This window comes from Pseudanabaena minima str. Chao 2107 (assembly GCF_051131155.1).
Classification (GTDB): domain Bacteria; phylum Cyanobacteriota; class Cyanobacteriia; order Pseudanabaenales; family Pseudanabaenaceae; genus Pseudanabaena; species Pseudanabaena minima.
This window is the reverse complement of sequence record NZ_CP159508.1, coordinates 1,139,881-1,155,006: the sequence shown is the minus strand read 5'-3', so window position 1 is coordinate 1,155,006 and position 15,126 is coordinate 1,139,881. Positions and strand designations below refer to the sequence as shown.

Genomic DNA, 15,126 nt, shown 5'->3' with positions numbered 1-15,126 from the left:
TAATGTCGCTATTAACTCCGATTACCCCAGTTTTACCCACAACAAACTCCGTAAACAGCCATACTGTCACTAATAAAGTTGCTCAAGCTGCCAACCAACGCCAAATTATTCTAGATCGCCAAGAAATGCGTCCGCTTATGGGACAACTTGACGATGTACCAATGTTTAATAGCAACAGTCCTGAGATTGTGCAAACAGAAGGAATTTTGCTGTCAGCTTTTCCACCTGAAGGGATGGCTCATCCCAAAGCGCATTTAAACTTTCCCTTTCAAGGTCGCTTTGATTTATTTACGCACCATATTTCCAAAGCTCCACCACCAGAAGACTTAAGAACTTTGTATATTGGCGCGATCGCCTATAATCCCACCGATCAGCCTGTCAAAGTCGATATATTGCTGGGAGCTAGCTATCTCAGTCAGCCCGATGCGCCTTTTTACGATGCCCCTAGCTACTCCTTGAATAACAATGGCGAAGTGTATCGTGGTCCTGGCGATCGCGCCATGCTTGACATTTTGCGAGGTCGCCGTCAGGATATTTTCCCTGCTCAGATTGTAATTCCACCAAAGGAAAGCCGCATGTTAATGAATGTGCCGATTCCTGTCAAGGAATTAGAGCCGCCCTTAAATGGGCGATCGGGATTATCGAGGTTACGCAGTGATGGCAAGGTTTATGTGGCGACGCTCTCTCTCTATGCGCGTCTTAATCCTGATGGAACCGAACGCGCTCCTAATCTTGAAGAATGGGAAGAGATTCTCAAAAAAGGAGAACTAGCTAAACCTCGTGATGTCGTGCCTACGCCACCTGATTTGACGGAAGGAAGATTTGAATATAGCCGTGTGGCTGGTGTGCAACTAGGTTCGCAATGGTTTGGGAATTTGACCGATAAAGATAGTAATGATCTAGCCATTCCCAAACGTGGCGAATCCTATTCCTATGGTTTAAGTCTCTTGCAATATGGCACGATGGGAACGGGGCAAGTACAAACAGCACCACTAAAGGTTCGCTATCCTGATACGGCTTATTCGGCTCACGGCAATTATGGTGTGCAGTACAATTTGACAATGCCTCTGCATAACCCTACCAGTGAAACCCAAACCGTCGTTCTCTCATTCCAAAATCCGATCAAATACGACAAGCCAGTTGGTGGTTTGCAATTTTTTGAACCACTTCCTGATGATGTATTTTTCCGTGGTTCGGTAAGGGTGAGATTTCGTGATGACAGGGGCTTGGCACAAACGCGCTATGTCCATTTGATGATGCGTCGTGGTGAGCGTGGTAAGTCTCTTGTGACATTAACTATGCCACCAAGCGATCGCCGTGTTGTCCAGTTTGATTTTCTCTATCCTGCGGATGCTACTCCTCCGCAAGTGTTGACGGTGACGACTACGCCTTAAAGTAGCGATCGTTTAAATATTGGTGGTGCGGCTTTGCTTCGCCACCAATATTTGGGAGAAAAAGGAAAATATTTGTAAGCTGTAGGGGTAGAGCATTTGCGCCACTCTCTTTCAACTCTCCACTACAATCTATATCTGCAAATGCTCTACCCTATTGGCTGTCACCGATAATTTATTTCTGCGGTTTGGAGATTGTTATGCATCGCGAAGGTTTTGGGCAGAGCATTCCCGAATTAGACGGATCTGAAAAATGATAGATTGTGTCGGGAATGCTCTGCCCCTACAAGAACAACAGTAATTATGGGAATAAAAACATTGTTTTGATTTATTCGGTATTGAGATATACCCTATTAGCTGGATTACTTTTGATATATTCGCGCTGATTGTTTAATTCCTCTTCATTCCTTACAATCCTTTCATAATAGTTGCGCTGCCAAATTGATACGCCATAGTTTTTATTAATGCGATTAATTTTGCGAGAGGAAACAGATTTAAAATTTTGGATAATATTAGCTAACGAGAATTTATCTTTTGATTCTGCTATTACAACGATTCCATGCAGATGATCAGGCATCAAAACAAATTCATCAAGCTGTACATTCGGAAAATGTTGAGGAATCTTTTGCCACAGCGTAAAGACAATTTGACCAGCCAGATTTATTTTCATTTCTCCGTTATCTATGGTTCCAAATAAATGCTGTCTTTGATAGCTACAGATGGTTACAAAATAGATTCCTACATTTGTATAGTCATATCCCTGCAAACGGATAGAGCGCCGATGATGAATTTCAGGATTGTAAGACATAAAATAAATGTGGCAAATATGGCAAATGTAGGGGTAGAGCATTTGCGCCAATATTTGTAAATTATCACCGAAATCTTTATACGCAAATGCTCTACCCTCTTGGCTGTCACCGATAATTTATCCCTGCGGTTTGAGAATGATCGATGAATGTTGGAGGTTTAGGGCAGAGCATTCCCGATTTAAAAGGATCTACAAAATCATAAATTTCTGCGGGAATGCTCTGCCCCTACGATGATTTTGTTGTTTTAAATTGTGGCATTAATCATCAAATACACATCACCACAGAACAATACAAATGTAGGGGTAGAGCATTTGCGCTGATATTTGTAAATTATCACGAAAATCTCTGTACGCAAATGCTCTACCCTCTTTGCTGTAAAGAATAATTTATCTCTGCGGTTTAGAAATTTTGGTCAATGTTGGAGGCTTAGGGCAGAGCATTCCCGATTTGAGAGGATCTGCAAAATCATAAATTTCTGCGGGAATGTTTTGCCTCTACGAAAACAGATTGCCAGAAATTTTCGGAAAATGATGGTGGTGATGGTGAGGAGGCTGGTGACAGGTAACGGATCTTGGAAAGGTGCATTATGTCGTAGTTAATTGTCTGTTTACAAAAGTTAATAGAAGTGTGAAACGTTTATGCCTTAGACTTCACAAGTCTTGATGCGAGAAAATATGTAGCGGATGCGTCATCATGAACGGACACTCTCGATCCACCATCCATGGGAGGTGTCCATTTACATTCATTAAATTATTCTTAAAAAATGGTTGGGGATAGTTCACCAACATACCCTCGCTTTTCCATGCAGTGCGATCGCAAAATTTATCCCAAATCTCATTACTAGGATAACTAAAATCTAGCTTACCACCACACTCGACATAAATCTGCTTCTGGACACTAAAGCCAAACTCAAATCCATGTTTCTTGCTATATTCCACCCACAGGCGATCTAAGGTTAATAAATCCTCGCAAGGAAAATTTCTAATATTATCTAACTCTAAATATCTTTTTTCCTCCCGATTCGTTACCTTGAGCATCAATTTCCAAGTTTCCTGATCCGCCTCATACCATTGTTGATTTTTGAGATACTTCTCCAGCTTCTGAAACTTTTTTAATTTAGCTTCCTGTTCAGCCTGTTTTTGTTTCTCTCTTTCTGCTCTGACATTCAAGATCGGCTTTAGTTCAAATTGAACGTAGGTTTGGATATTGTCTAAACAATCAGCTAAAGAAAGACTTGGAGAAGCATCTTTAAGTTGTTGATCAAAATCAACTTGGCTATTCAAATTTTTGGCTTGTTCTAAAGCTTCAATTAAACGCTCCTTTTTCAGATCGCTAGCCACAAGGAAATCAAGGATTTTTTGAGAAGAGCGATCATTCATTGGTAAGGTAGCAGACTGTTGATTCATCGTCATTTCGGCAATCTGCTTAATCTCCTGCATTGCTCCAGAAAGTTCCTTATCCACGTTAGCAACGTTACCTAACAAGGTTTGAAAAGAACCCATGAACTTTTTCATATAGTCTTCAAAATTGAGAGCTATATTAGCTAACTCCTTTGCCTCATCTTGCAAACGTTTAATTTTTAATTGTACCTCATATGCTTTTTTCTGCCCTGACAGCTTTTTAACCATGCTTTCTAAGACTTGTTTTTGAGTCTGTTGATCGTTAGCAATTTTATTTAAACTAAGACTCATCAGATCCAACTTTTTGAGCATTAAGATCGCTGCATAGCCAATTGTCTTAGCGGTTTCTAAAATTTCAATCTTTTGTTGAGCGGTAATCTGTAGTAAGTCATCGTCCCAATCGGCTTGAGCGATCTGTTCAACTTCAAGACGATCCTGTTCCACGCTGGCAATTTCTTGGCATTTAAGAGTAACAATTTCGCGGATCTCGTCAGCTAACTGCCCAAAAAATTCCTGATAATCATCTTGATGCTCAGTTAGGGATGCAATAACAGCATCGTAATTTTTAACGAGGCTATCAAGTTGTTGAAATCTTTCTTCAAACTTTAATTCCTGTTTTACTGTCTCTTCAATAAATTTCGGTACAAGCTTTTTACTCATACCTAAGAAGCCCCCTTTCTGCTCTACCATCACTTGTTGACGTACCTTTTTAATGATGTAGCCACGCTGCAATGCTTCGCTACCACTTTTGATCGCGTTTTGTAGTTCGTCTAAGTTTTCGCCACCGAGTACAGGCAAGTCATAAGTGCGTCGATAAATCTTGATCCGTCGTTTACCGTTGCTATTTTGTTGAGATTCTGGCTCTTGAGTCATGGTGCTTAGGGCGATCGCATTTCAAGCATTGTAAACTAATCAAAATAAATTGGTATGATCGTAAAGTAACAACATTGAAAATTGATCCAAGTTGTATGCAAACATTAACAGTCGGCAATATTTTAGAAGCTATATCGGTTCTTGACTTTGAAGATCAACTATTTGTAGTCGAAACCTTGCAAAAAAGAATGGTCGAACTACGCAGAAAACAAATTGCCTTAAGAATTCAAGAAGCCGAAGAAAACTATCGACTTGGTAAAGTTCGCACAGGTTCTATTGAAGATCTCATGATGGATTCTAGCGATGATTGAACTAACTTGGGATGAATCATTTGCGCGAATCTTAAAGAAATGGCGCAAAAAGCATCCTGAACTCGTTGCTCGATTTCAACAAAAACTTGAACTGTTCAAAAATGATCCATTTCATCCATCATTAAAAACCCATAGCCTAGTTGGAAATCTTGCAGGCTCTTGGTCAATCAGCATCAACTATGAGCAGAGATTAGTTTTTAGATTTCTATCCGATACCAAAGTTTTGTTAATCGATCTTGGTACTCATGATGATGTTTATTAGACTCAATGCACTCTTGAGTCATGGTGTTTAGGGCGATCGCTAAAACTAATTATCTTGTCTTCGCTGCAATCCGATGTTGAATCTCTAAATACACCAGCAACGCATTCACATCCGCAGGATTCACCCCACCAATACGGCTAGCCTGTCCAATCGTCATCGGACGAATCTTACTCAACTTCTCTCTTGATTCCTTAGAAAGAGTCTCGATCGCATTGTAATCAATGTCCGTTGGCAACTTGCGATCGCTATGCTTAGCAACCTCCTCAATTTGATGTTCTTGACGTTGGATATAGCCCACATACTTCACTTCAATTTCCGCAGCCAGACGTTCAAAACGATTCAAATTTGGATCGGCTAAACCGTAGTGAATTAATTCCGCGTAGTTAAACTTAGGACGACGCAATAGATCCGAAAGCGTAATCGCACCACGAATTATTTCTCCTGTTTCGGCGGTGATTCTTTGCCCAAGTTCATCCTTTTCCTTAACGCGAGTTCCATTCAGACGCTCCACTTCTGCATAAACACGCTCTTGCTTATCACAGAACAATTGCCAACGACGATCATCGACCAAGCCAATCTCGCGTCCAATCGGAGTAAGTCGGCGATCGGCGTTATCTGATCGCAAAATCAAGCGATATTCGGAACGACTGGTCAACATGCGATAGGGTTCACGCAATTCCTTAGTGCAGAGATCATCGATCAGCGTACCGATATAGCTACTGGCGCGAGGTAATACCACCATCTCTTTACCCTTCGCAAATAGAGCCGCATTCATCCCCGCAATCAGCCCTTGTGCCGCTGCTTCTTCGTAACCAGTGGTTCCATTAATTTGACCCGCACAAAATAGACCTTCGATTAATTTGGTCATCAAGGTGGGATAGCACTGAGTCGCAGGAATATAGTCGTATTCGACGGCATAGGCAGCACGAAGCATATGACAATTTTCGAGTCCAGGGAGAGTTCTCAGCATTTGCAATTGAATATTCTCAGGCATTCCCGTTGAGAAGCCTTGAATATAGAGTTCAGGGATCGTCCGACCTTCTGGCTCGATAAAAATTTGATGACTCTCTTTATCGGCGAAACGCACAATTTTATCTTCGATGCTTGGACAATAGCGCGGACCCTTTGCATCGATAAAGCCGCCATAGACGGGCGTGAGATGCAAATTATCACGAATAATTTTATGGGTTTCGGCAGTAGTACGAGTTAAATAGCAATTCATTTGCTCTCGTTCTACCCATGCACTCGGATCGAAGCTGAACCAATTATGCTCAGTATCCGAAGGTTGCACTTCCATTTTGCTATAGTCCACGCTGCGGCGATCGACTCGTGCTGGTGTGCCTGTTTTGAGGCGATCGGTGACAAATCCCAAGGCATTGAGGGTTTCTGTAAGTCCTGAGACCGCGAATTCTCCAGCCCGACCAGCGGACATGGAGCGATTGCCCACCCAGATTTTGCCATTGAGAAATGTACCTGTGGTCAGGATGACGGCTTTGCAAGCATAGCCCACACCAAACTGAGTTTCGACTCCAATAATTGCTTGGTTAGGGTCTAGCAAAACGTTAATTACTGTGCCTTCACGCACGGAGAGATTCGGCTCATTCTCAACTACAGCTTTCATTTCCGCAGCATATTCGCGCTTGTCGGTTTGCGCTCGCAATGCCCAGACGGCGGGTCCCCGTGAACTGTTGAGGATACGTTTTTGTAAATAGGTGCGATCGGTGATTTTGGCAATTTCGCCGCCGAGGGCATCGACTTCATGGACGAGTTGCGATTTGGCGGGACCACCAACGGCGGGGTTACAGGGTTGCCATGCAATGCGATCGAGGTTGAGGGTGAGGAGTAAGGTTTTGCAGCCCATGCGTGCCGAGGCGAGGGCGGCTTCACAGCCTGCATGTCCTGCACCAACGACGACAACTTCAAATTCATCAAGAAACTGAACTTGATTAGCTGAATTGATTACACCCTGTATATTCTCGCTCATTGTTTGACAGCCCAGACCAACAAAACTGTATTCTAGCCCAAAATCATTAGTGTCATAACTTATTCGCGATCCATGACGATTACGTCTTGTATGGGCTTAGCATTCCCACGGAAATCTATAAGTTTTTAGATAATTTTAATTTGGGAATGCTTTGCCCTAAACTCGCACCGCAGGGACAATTTATCGGTGAAAGCGTAAAGGGGTTAGCATTTGCAAGTTTTTGTTAAGGAACTGGCGATCGCAACTCAAGAGAATAGGATTGCGATTATGATTTAGGACAACTCAACCATTGCCCCAAGCCATGCAGCCTGTTGTAGAATCCCCACAAGTTTTACCTAAACAAGCGATCGCTACAAACGCCATTGTCTGGGTTCTATTTTTACTGTGGACGCTTTTACTGAGTGGAATTACTTGGGAAATTCAACATTCCTGTGCACCGATCATTGCTTGGAACAACACATTGACTGCTAAGTGCCAACCGCAAAAAGATCAGGATACCGCATCGCGATCGCCCATTGCCAATTGGTTGACCCATAGCGATCGCACCAATTCTAAGCCGCAAGATCCCCACGTTCCTGCTAGCAGCGATCGCCCAACTAGCGACATCATCAACCCCAATACCATCGGCGTTGCATCTGGCACAGCCGTAGCGATCGTCTCTGCTGTAGCAGGAGCACCTGCGATCGTCACGGTTGGTATTGGTGTAGCAGTGTGGTTTTTCGTTAAATTTTTCATCAAAGCGGCAAGTGTCTCGTAAAGTGTAAAAGTTATCACTTCGACCTCACGAGGTATATCTATGCAGTCTTCCTCCAAACCGAATACCAGCATGTCTGGAGCCAGTAAAGCTGTCCAGCCCACTCAACCCGCCCAAGTTACAGCCCCATCACCCGAACTACAGGCAAAAGATGTCGCTTCTGATGATGCTCAAAGCACTTCTCTCCTATCAGAACTGTCAGCGCGTTGGGCAGCTCTGTCTGGCAATCGCCTCCTTGTCGCTGGGTTAATTGGCGTACTGGTGCTGACCATGTTTTTATTTGCGAACAAAGGAAGTAACAACTGCATCTTGAGTTTTAGTAGCTGCAACCCGATCGCACCAGTAGCTACTGTGCCTGTAATTTTGGCTCTAGGAGCCAGCGCCGCTACCGTACTTGTATTAACTACAGCGTTTGGAACCTCCGTGATGGTGGCAGTTGGGGCAGGATTTGTGGTTGGTTGGATCGTCAGCCAATTCATGCATTGATACCTTTGATTTTGCCTAGGGCAAAATCAAAACCGCTACAGTTTTTGACTATGCAAGCACGGAAATCATGCACTTTATCGAACTGCAAAATGTTTCTAAACGTTTTGGACAGAAATCTATTCTTCAAGAGATCAGTTTGACTGTTCGCCAAGGAGAATTTATCGTCCTGCGTGGCACGAATGGCGCGGGTAAAACCACCTTGCTCAACGTCATTCTCGGCTTATTACAACCAGATACAGGAACAGCAATGCTGTTGGGGCGATCGCCACTACTGCCATCGGCGAAGACGCGCGTAGGTGTGGTGTTACAGAAGGTGAGCCCACCCAAAAATCTGACGGTTAAAGAGCTGATCGATCTGGTGCGTAGTTATTATCCCGATGCGCTTGCTACCGAAGAGATTCTCAATACGGTGAACTTAGCAGGAAAGCACAACGACTGGGCGGCAAATCTATCGGGTGGACAGGAACAACGACTGTTATTTGCCTTAGCCTTAGCTGGCAAGCCCGATCTGCTGGTGTTAGACGAACCGACGCGTAACCTTGATCCAGAGGGTTATGCTGACTTCTGGAAGCAACTGCGGCTCTGTGTATCCAAAGGCAAAACCGTTTTGATGGTGACGAACAATCAAGCCGACTGGAAGGAGTTAATCAGCCTCGCAACTAGAACAATTACTTTGGATCATGGTCGCATTCATGAAGATCGCCAGAGTGCGATCGCCAAACCGCCAAACACACCCGTTACTGAGAAAAAACCTGAGAGAAAACAAGTAGGAATGTCGAAAGGTGGTGTCCCATTGTTCTATTACTCCCCAACGACAAGCTCCGAGAACGCGATCCTTGAGACTGATAATATGCCAGCAAAGAATTCCTCAACTTTGCCCTATGGGAATGGCAGTCTATCGCGAGGTTTTTTGCCGCAACTATGGGCGGAGTCATTACAGTTATGGCGAACCCCCACCTACGTGATCGGCATCTTGCTCTTTTCCAGTGCGATCGCCTTGTTTCCACCAGATGAGCGCTTGGGTATGTTGGGAGCAGTTTTCTTTGCGGGACTGAGTTTGCTAACGATCGCCTTTGAGCGCACGGGCAAGCGAGTTGCCGTAGAACGGGTCGAGGGTTGGCTGAAGCTATTGCGGGTTACTCCTTTGCATCCCTTTACCTACCTATCTGCGAAGGTGGTGATGTCGTTGGTAATCTCAGCGGTGAGTCTCCTACTAATCTTGGGACTGGGCGCTTGGAAACTGGGTGTCGATCAGTCCTTGGCACAGCGATCGCTAGAATTTACAAGTTTGCTGCTTGGCAGTATTCCATTTACGATTTTTGGCTTGGCTTTAGGCTATCTGGTCAATCCCAAAAGTGTGGATTCCATTGCTGGTTTAGCTATTCCGATCGCCTTGTTTACTTGTGGTTTGCCCTTACCTGTTCCGCAGGTTATTCAAGATGCGATCGCCTATTCGCCTTTCTATCACTATGGACAACTAGTAATGTGGTCAGCAGGACAGACCAACGACGGCTATTTTTGGCTGCATGTGGTTTGGCTGTTATGGACGGGTTGTGCTTTTGGCTTGCTTGCTAGTTGGGCATACCAACGCGATCAGAATGTGGAGTAAGGAAGAGATTTTTGGTGGCTTGGCTTCGCCAAGCCACCAAAAATGGCGGAAAATGGTAAGAATTGCTGAGCGATTCTTACCATTTTCCGCTTTCGTCGAACTGACGTTAAAAGTTAAAGCAACAACTACAAAAACTTGCAGCAATCCATGGGAATTACTGAATAAATGCTGAATAAACTTTAATATTTCCACAACTTATCACAAGCTAAAAGCCAAGAGCTAAAGGCTATAATTACAAAACTGACAAAAATTTTTGAAATAATCTAGGTAGTCATTGAGCGTGCCAAAAGTCGGAATTATTTACAACGACTCAAAACCTGTCGCTGAGCGTGTAGCCTTGGATATGAAGTTATGGCTAGAAAAGCGCGGTATCCAGACTGTTATGGCGACAGGCAATGGCGGCATTTTGGGCTATGGCAAGCCAGATGCTCCTGTTTGTCACACCTTGATCGAGAGTTTAGTGCCATTAGGATTTGATCGTGAGGTCATGTTTGCAGTGGCTTTGGGCGGCGATGGGACAGTACTATCAGCCTGTCGTCAAATTGCCCCACTGGGTTTGCCAGTATTAAATGTCAATACAGGACATATGGGTTTTTTAACAGAAACCTATTTAACTGACTGGGAAGAAGCGATCTCCCAAGTCGTCGAGGGACAATATGTAGTTGAGCAGCGATCGATGATGACGGTGCGCGTCTACGATAGCCAAGGCTTGCTCTGGGAAGCCCTATCGTTAAACGAAATGGTACTACATCGCGAACCCTTGACTAGTATGTGTCATTTTGAAGTGCAGATTGGTCGTCACCTACCCGTCGATATTGCAGCAGATGGGGTGATTATTTCCACACCTACAGGCTCAACTGCCTATGCACTTTCCGCAGGTGGTCCCGTGATTGAACCAGGGATTCCCGTATTTCAGCTTATTCCCATTTGCGCTCATTCAATGGCATCACGAGCTTTAGTCTTTGCCAATACCGAGAAGGCGATCGTCACACCCGCTAATCGTCATCGTTTAGTGTTAGTTGTTGACGGTAATGCTGGATGTTATATATATCCAGAATATCGCGTTGAGGTGGAGCGATCGCAATATCCTGCAAGGTTTATCCGCTTGCAGAAAGGCGAGTTCTTTAAAGTCTTGCGTGAAAAGTTAGGCTGGGGACTTCCACATATTTCTAAGCCAACCTTGGGCGAATTGACTTAAAATTCATAAGATTAGAGAGGTGCAAAGCTCCTATCTAACTTTATTAGCTTATAACAGGCGCTATGGGTCAAAGTCTTAACTTTGCAAATCAAGATTTGCGCGATCGCTCCTTTAAAAGTAAAAACCTAGTCGGTGCTGACTTTAGCGGCGCGGATATTCGTGGATGCAATTTTTATCGCTCTCAACTTAAAGCTGCCAATTTTGCTAATGTGCGGGCTGGCACGAGCCAACGTCAAAAAGCGATCGCTGGGATTGTCTCGTTTGTAATGGCGCTAATGTTTGCGGGTACGGCACTGATTGCCACCATATTGCTGATCTGCTTTGTGATTGCTTTCATTTTTGGTTTAGCATTTGTCAATCGTGAAACAGTTTATTGGGTAGCCATTGTGGCGATCGTGGTGTTTGCTGTTAGTTTTGCGATCACTTTCACAGCTAGTTTTGTGATCTCAGGTAGAAAAGGAACTTTGACAGCCATTGCTATTTCCCTAACCATAGCCTTTGTGACTGGTTTCTTTGGTTCAACATTCAGCAAGATATTAGTTGCTGGTGCGTTTAATGCGATCGCCAGTTCATTGAGGTTTAACGTTTTTACTGCCCTATTAATATTTTTAGCGATCGAGCCATTACAAATTTTTGGCAGTTTGTATTTATTTCGTCTCACAATCAATACATCGCGCACAACTACAGGCACAAAATTTCAGTATGCCGATCTAACCAAAGCATCTTTTCACAAAGCCTCTTTAGTTAATTGTGATTTTTCCAACGCAATCATGCTTGACGTTGATTGGGAGCAAGCTCAAATATCCCGTTGTAAGTTATAGCTGTCGCCATTCTTGTTAGGAAACCCAAATAGTGTGAGGCGGTGCTTCGCGCCGCCTCACACTATTTGGGTTTTGATTTGTCCTAATACACTTGACTACAGCTATATAAAAAAAGGAGCGCTTAGCGCTCCTTTTTTTATTCGTCTTCTGCAAATTGATAGCGAAATAGATCTTTGGGATCTGGCTCAGGTGAGGTTTCAGCAAAGCGGACACATTCCTCGACCACATCACGGATTTTTTTGTCGATCGCTTTTAACTGGCTTTCTTCTACCAAGCCATGCTCAAGCACACGACTCGCAAAAATTTTAATCGGATCGCGACCAAACCATTTATCCTTATCTTCCTTACTGCGTAACTCGTCAGGGTCAGCCAGAGAGTGACCTCTAAAGCGATAGGTCATGCATTCCAAAACAGTAGGTCCTTCACCAGCACGGGCACGACGGATCGCTTCTTGAGTGCGCTCCCGAACTGCCAAAACGTCCATCCCATCAACTTCAAAACCAGGCATCCCAAAAGCTTCTGCTTTCTTATGAATCCGTACATCAGAAGTGGCGCGATGATGCTTCATGCCGATCGCCCAATCATTGTTTTCAATCACAAAAATGATTGGCAACTTCCACAAAGCTGCCATATTTAAGGTTTCATAAAATTGACCATTATTACTTGCGCCATCTCCAAAGAAGCAAGCCGTTACCTGATCAGCATTGGGATCACCCATCACTTCGCGGCGATATTTGGACTGAAATGCTGCACCCGATGCAACGGGAATTCCCTCTGCAACGAAAGCATATCCCCCTAAAAAGTTATTCTTGGCTGAGAAAATATGCATCGAGCCGCCACGACCTTTACTGCATCCTGTCTCTTTACCAAACAGTTCTGCCATGACTTCATTGGCGGTGACACCTGCACTGAGTGCATGAACATGATCGCGGTAGGTGCTGCATACATAGTCATCAGGACGCATTGCTTTGATGACACCAGTAGCAACGGCTTCTTGACCGTTATACAAATGCACAAACCCAAACATTCTTCCGCGATAATACATTTCCGCGCACTTATCCTCGAAAGTACGCCCTAGCACCATGTCTTCATAAATGGTGAGAGCTTCGTCTGTGGTGATCTTGAGTGCAGAAGTCGAAACAGTCGCAACAGTGTCTTGAGGCATCGATTCAGTAAGTGTGCTAATCGTTAAATTTTTCTTTTGTTTAGTCTAGCAGTGAATGTCTAGCTGTCGCTAGTTTTGTTGAAGATGAGTGGCGACGCTTCGCGTCGCCACTCATCTTCTAGTTTGCTTCGATGCGCTATACAATTCTATCCATTAATTAAAATTGTGTGGCAGCACAGCCGTCACACATAAATTACTATCAAATTAAAAGAGCAAATGCAATGACTACCCATTTTATTACTGCGGAAATTGAGATTAATGAAAATCAAGAAGCGATCGCTAAAACTGTTGAGCAAGAACTAGCTAAACATGGTGAACCACTGCGTTGGGCGATCGCCTCTGTTGAAAGCCAAGTTGATGCCACCACAAATGTAAAAACGAAAACTGCTCATATTGAGGCAGTTGTCACTCGCAATTAAATAACAAAAATAGGGGCTTGGAGACCAAGCCCCTATTTTTTAAAAAAATGTAGGGATTTGGGCTTGGAGACCAAGCCCCTACCTTAAAAAAATGTAGAGATTTGGTCTCCAAATCCTCCCTCAATTTGTTCTAGGCAATGTAACTCAATAAAACTTTGAGAAAGTATCGCGAAGCGATACTTTCTCAAAGTTTTATTGGTTTGATGTTAGGGATCGATACATTTCGATAACCGCATCTTTGATGTTTTGGGTCAAGTTTTCGGATTGTAAATCTAGCAATATTCGCCGAAATTCCTGTTGGGACGCAGTTAACTCTTGTACTTGTTTCTGAAGCTCGGCAATTTCATCTAATTTTTGCTGCATACTTTCGATCAGTTCGCCAACTCGTTGTTGCAAATAATCAACTTTTGTCTGTGGCTGAACTTGAGTTGGATCTTGAACACAGCTTTCTAGTACATCCTCTAGAGTTGTGGATTCCAAATCAACACCGTAGATATCTTGGGGCATATCTATGGCAGCAAAAACACGAGGATAAGGACTAGAGCTATATAAGTTTTTTTGTTCTAGCTTTTGCATCGCCAGATTAATGGCTTGATTGATAGAAGTGTCACTATTTCTGATGCGACTTCTATCTAATATTTCGTTCTCTTCATCGTCGGACAAAATGAAGTCATTAGATACGGCAATATCATCTGTGTTTGATTCTGGTTGGACTTGTATAACTTCTGAATCATTGGATAGTTCGACTCTTCTGACGATCAGTTCTTCTAGATCCTGAGAGTCATCGATAGATTGACCATACACAAGCGATGATTGCAAGAATGTGGGCGATCGCAAACTTAATTCCCAAGACTGTAAACATTGACCTAAAACTTGAGATAACTCAGATAAAAAATAAGCCTCTTGAGGCTGCCATTGTCTGATGCGATCGCATTGTTGGACAAATGCTAATCCCCATATTTGATTAAGTGCAGTCAATGAACCAAACAAAATTGGCGCTGACATCATCGCCTTAACCTGAGTGGCATGCCAACTTTGATGGACGCTATATATTTCAGGTATTTGAGCGACATTTGATAGCTTTACAGGGCGATCGCGTGGATAATTTTGGAGAGAATCCACTCCAAAATAAGAAATTGGATAGGTTTGATTTTTTATGCTTTGAATATTAGGAGAAATTGCTTCTACTAATACAATCCCCTCGTCTTGGTTTGTGAACTGACAAATTGCTACACGATTGACATCTAAGAGATCTCCTAAACTGGTTAAAAAAATTTTTAACAACTCTTCAGGACTACTGCTAGAAGACATTGCTGTGGCAATTGATTCACATTTCAATTTTTCAGTAGGATCAAGAAAAGCAGGAACCCCGTTCATAAGTTGCTAAGTATCAGCGATCGCCATAATATCTCTATTTTAGGATTTTTCGTACGGATGAAATCGAATCCATGGCAATTCTCATTATAAAAATCGGTTTTTTGAAAGCAGGCATACAGCTTATACCAATTCACAAAAGTGTGGCGACACTTTTGTGAATTGAAAATCAAACCCAACAAGGGTTTTAAAAGCACAAAATGGCGGAGCCATTTTGTGCTTTGGTATTACATTCAAAAAACCGATTTTGGTGTTCCCAGTGCCTTAAGC

At 43.3% G+C, this 15,126-nt stretch carries 14 protein-coding genes; 9 read left to right on the top strand and 5 right to left on the bottom strand.

Translation table 11 applies throughout. From position 1 onward, the window contains the following. The first annotated feature begins 2 nt into the window (after nucleotides 1–2). On the top strand, nucleotides 3–1,394 hold the full coding sequence (locus ABM313_RS05010) for a DUF3370 domain-containing protein (RefSeq protein ID WP_434686582.1): 1,392 nt from the start codon (nucleotides 3–5) through the stop codon (nucleotides 1,392–1,394). A 325-nt stretch (nucleotides 1,395–1,719) separates the two neighbouring features. Here ABM313_RS05010 and ABM313_RS05005 read toward each other — a convergent pair whose 3' ends face one another. Together ABM313_RS05005 and ABM313_RS05000 are read right to left on the bottom strand one after the other, a co-directional pair. Beyond that, entirely contained in the window at nucleotides 1,720–2,199 is a 480-nt protein-coding gene (locus tag ABM313_RS05005) for a transposase (protein WP_434686581.1), read from the bottom strand. Between the two features lie 651 nt (nucleotides 2,200–2,850). Further along, nucleotides 2,851–4,473 carry a GUN4 domain-containing protein gene (locus ABM313_RS05000; RefSeq protein WP_434686580.1) on the bottom strand — a complete coding sequence of 541 codons (1,623 nt, stop codon included), beginning with the start codon at nucleotides 4,471–4,473 and terminating at the stop codon, nucleotides 2,851–2,853. Nucleotides 4,474–4,568: 95 nt separating this feature from the next. Between ABM313_RS05000 and ABM313_RS04995 the strand changes: the two genes are divergently transcribed. Both ABM313_RS04995 and ABM313_RS04990 read left to right on the top strand, forming a co-directional pair. After that, complete coding sequence (locus tag ABM313_RS04995) at nucleotides 4,569–4,784, top strand: hypothetical protein (RefSeq protein WP_103669632.1); 216 nt, start codon at nucleotides 4,569–4,571, stop codon at nucleotides 4,782–4,784. Next, nucleotides 4,777–5,046: a type II toxin-antitoxin system RelE/ParE family toxin gene (locus ABM313_RS04990; protein WP_190576610.1), complete on the top strand. Its 270-nt coding sequence runs from the start codon at nucleotides 4,777–4,779 to the stop codon at nucleotides 5,044–5,046. Before ABM313_RS04995 ends, ABM313_RS04990 begins: the two co-directional genes overlap by 8 nt. Before the next feature lie 49 nt (nucleotides 5,047–5,095). Here ABM313_RS04990 and mnmG read toward each other — a convergent pair whose 3' ends face one another. Next, a complete protein-coding gene (gene mnmG, locus ABM313_RS04985; protein WP_434686579.1) occupies nucleotides 5,096–7,030 on the bottom strand; it encodes a tRNA uridine-5-carboxymethylaminomethyl(34) synthesis enzyme MnmG in 1,935 nt (644 codons plus the stop codon). Between the two features lie 301 nt (nucleotides 7,031–7,331). Between mnmG and ABM313_RS04980 the strand changes: the two genes are divergently transcribed. From ABM313_RS04980 to ABM313_RS04960, 5 genes are all read left to right on the top strand, one after another. Further along, the gene (locus ABM313_RS04980) at nucleotides 7,332–7,787 is read left to right on the top strand and encodes a hypothetical protein (protein WP_434686578.1); all 456 of its coding nucleotides are present in this window, start codon (nucleotides 7,332–7,334) and stop codon (nucleotides 7,785–7,787) included. 39 nt (nucleotides 7,788–7,826) lie between these two features. Next, nucleotides 7,827–8,270, top strand: a complete 444-nt coding sequence (locus tag ABM313_RS04975) for a hypothetical protein (protein WP_434686577.1) — start codon at nucleotides 7,827–7,829, stop codon at nucleotides 8,268–8,270. Nucleotides 8,271–8,337: 67 nt separating this feature from the next. Beyond that, nucleotides 8,338–9,879 carry an ABC transporter ATP-binding protein/permease gene (locus ABM313_RS04970; protein WP_434686576.1) on the top strand — a complete coding sequence of 514 codons (1,542 nt, stop codon included), beginning with the start codon at nucleotides 8,338–8,340 and terminating at the stop codon, nucleotides 9,877–9,879. A gap of 280 nt (nucleotides 9,880–10,159) precedes the next feature. Next, on the top strand, nucleotides 10,160–11,077 hold the full coding sequence (locus tag ABM313_RS04965) for an NAD(+) kinase (RefSeq protein WP_434686575.1): 918 nt from the start codon (nucleotides 10,160–10,162) through the stop codon (nucleotides 11,075–11,077). 62 nt (nucleotides 11,078–11,139) lie between these two features. Next, nucleotides 11,140–11,898 (top strand): pentapeptide repeat-containing protein, encoded by a 759-nt coding sequence (locus tag ABM313_RS04960; RefSeq protein WP_434686574.1) that lies wholly within the window; start codon nucleotides 11,140–11,142, stop codon nucleotides 11,896–11,898. A gap of 136 nt (nucleotides 11,899–12,034) precedes the next feature. On the opposite strand, the gene pdhA is transcribed toward ABM313_RS04960, so the two are convergent. Continuing rightward, a complete protein-coding gene (gene pdhA, locus ABM313_RS04955; RefSeq protein WP_434686573.1) occupies nucleotides 12,035–13,063 on the bottom strand; it encodes a pyruvate dehydrogenase (acetyl-transferring) E1 component subunit alpha in 1,029 nt (342 codons plus the stop codon). Nucleotides 13,064–13,284: 221 nt separating this feature from the next. On the opposite strand from pdhA, the gene ABM313_RS04950 reads away from it, so the two are divergent. Beyond that, nucleotides 13,285–13,482, top strand: coding sequence for a hypothetical protein (locus tag ABM313_RS04950; RefSeq protein WP_434686572.1), 198 nt, complete (start codon nucleotides 13,285–13,287; stop codon nucleotides 13,480–13,482). A gap of 192 nt (nucleotides 13,483–13,674) precedes the next feature. Here ABM313_RS04950 and ABM313_RS04945 read toward each other — a convergent pair whose 3' ends face one another. After that, on the bottom strand, nucleotides 13,675–14,859 hold the full coding sequence (locus ABM313_RS04945) for a GAF domain-containing protein (protein ID WP_434686571.1): 1,185 nt from the start codon (nucleotides 14,857–14,859) through the stop codon (nucleotides 13,675–13,677). Nucleotides 14,860–15,126 lie beyond the last annotated feature (267 nt).

What these genes read in the sequence shown, in the direction of transcription:
- ABM313_RS05010 (WP_434686582.1), top strand. Translation starts at nt 3, where the DNA reads ATGTCGCTATTAACTCCGATTACCCCAGTTTTACCCACAACAAACTCC.
- ABM313_RS05005 (WP_434686581.1), bottom strand. Translation starts at nt 2,199, where the DNA reads ATGTCTTACAATCCTGAAATTCATCATCGGCGCTCTATCCGTTTGCAG.
- ABM313_RS05000 (WP_434686580.1), bottom strand. Translation starts at nt 4,473, where the DNA reads ATGACTCAAGAGCCAGAATCTCAACAAAATAGCAACGGTAAACGACGG.
- ABM313_RS04995 (WP_103669632.1), top strand. Translation starts at nt 4,569, where the DNA reads ATGCAAACATTAACAGTCGGCAATATTTTAGAAGCTATATCGGTTCTT.
- ABM313_RS04990 (WP_190576610.1), top strand. Translation starts at nt 4,777, where the DNA reads ATGATTGAACTAACTTGGGATGAATCATTTGCGCGAATCTTAAAGAAA.
- mnmG (WP_434686579.1), bottom strand. Translation starts at nt 7,030, where the DNA reads ATGAGCGAGAATATACAGGGTGTAATCAATTCAGCTAATCAAGTTCAG.
- ABM313_RS04980 (WP_434686578.1), top strand. Translation starts at nt 7,332, where the DNA reads ATGCAGCCTGTTGTAGAATCCCCACAAGTTTTACCTAAACAAGCGATC.
- ABM313_RS04975 (WP_434686577.1), top strand. Translation starts at nt 7,827, where the DNA reads ATGCAGTCTTCCTCCAAACCGAATACCAGCATGTCTGGAGCCAGTAAA.
- ABM313_RS04970 (WP_434686576.1), top strand. Translation starts at nt 8,338, where the DNA reads ATGCACTTTATCGAACTGCAAAATGTTTCTAAACGTTTTGGACAGAAA.
- ABM313_RS04960 (WP_434686574.1), top strand. Translation starts at nt 11,140, where the DNA reads ATGGGTCAAAGTCTTAACTTTGCAAATCAAGATTTGCGCGATCGCTCC.
- pdhA (WP_434686573.1), bottom strand. Translation starts at nt 13,063, where the DNA reads ATGCCTCAAGACACTGTTGCGACTGTTTCGACTTCTGCACTCAAGATC.
- ABM313_RS04950 (WP_434686572.1), top strand. Translation starts at nt 13,285, where the DNA reads ATGACTACCCATTTTATTACTGCGGAAATTGAGATTAATGAAAATCAA.
- ABM313_RS04945 (WP_434686571.1), bottom strand. Translation starts at nt 14,859, where the DNA reads ATGAACGGGGTTCCTGCTTTTCTTGATCCTACTGAAAAATTGAAATGT.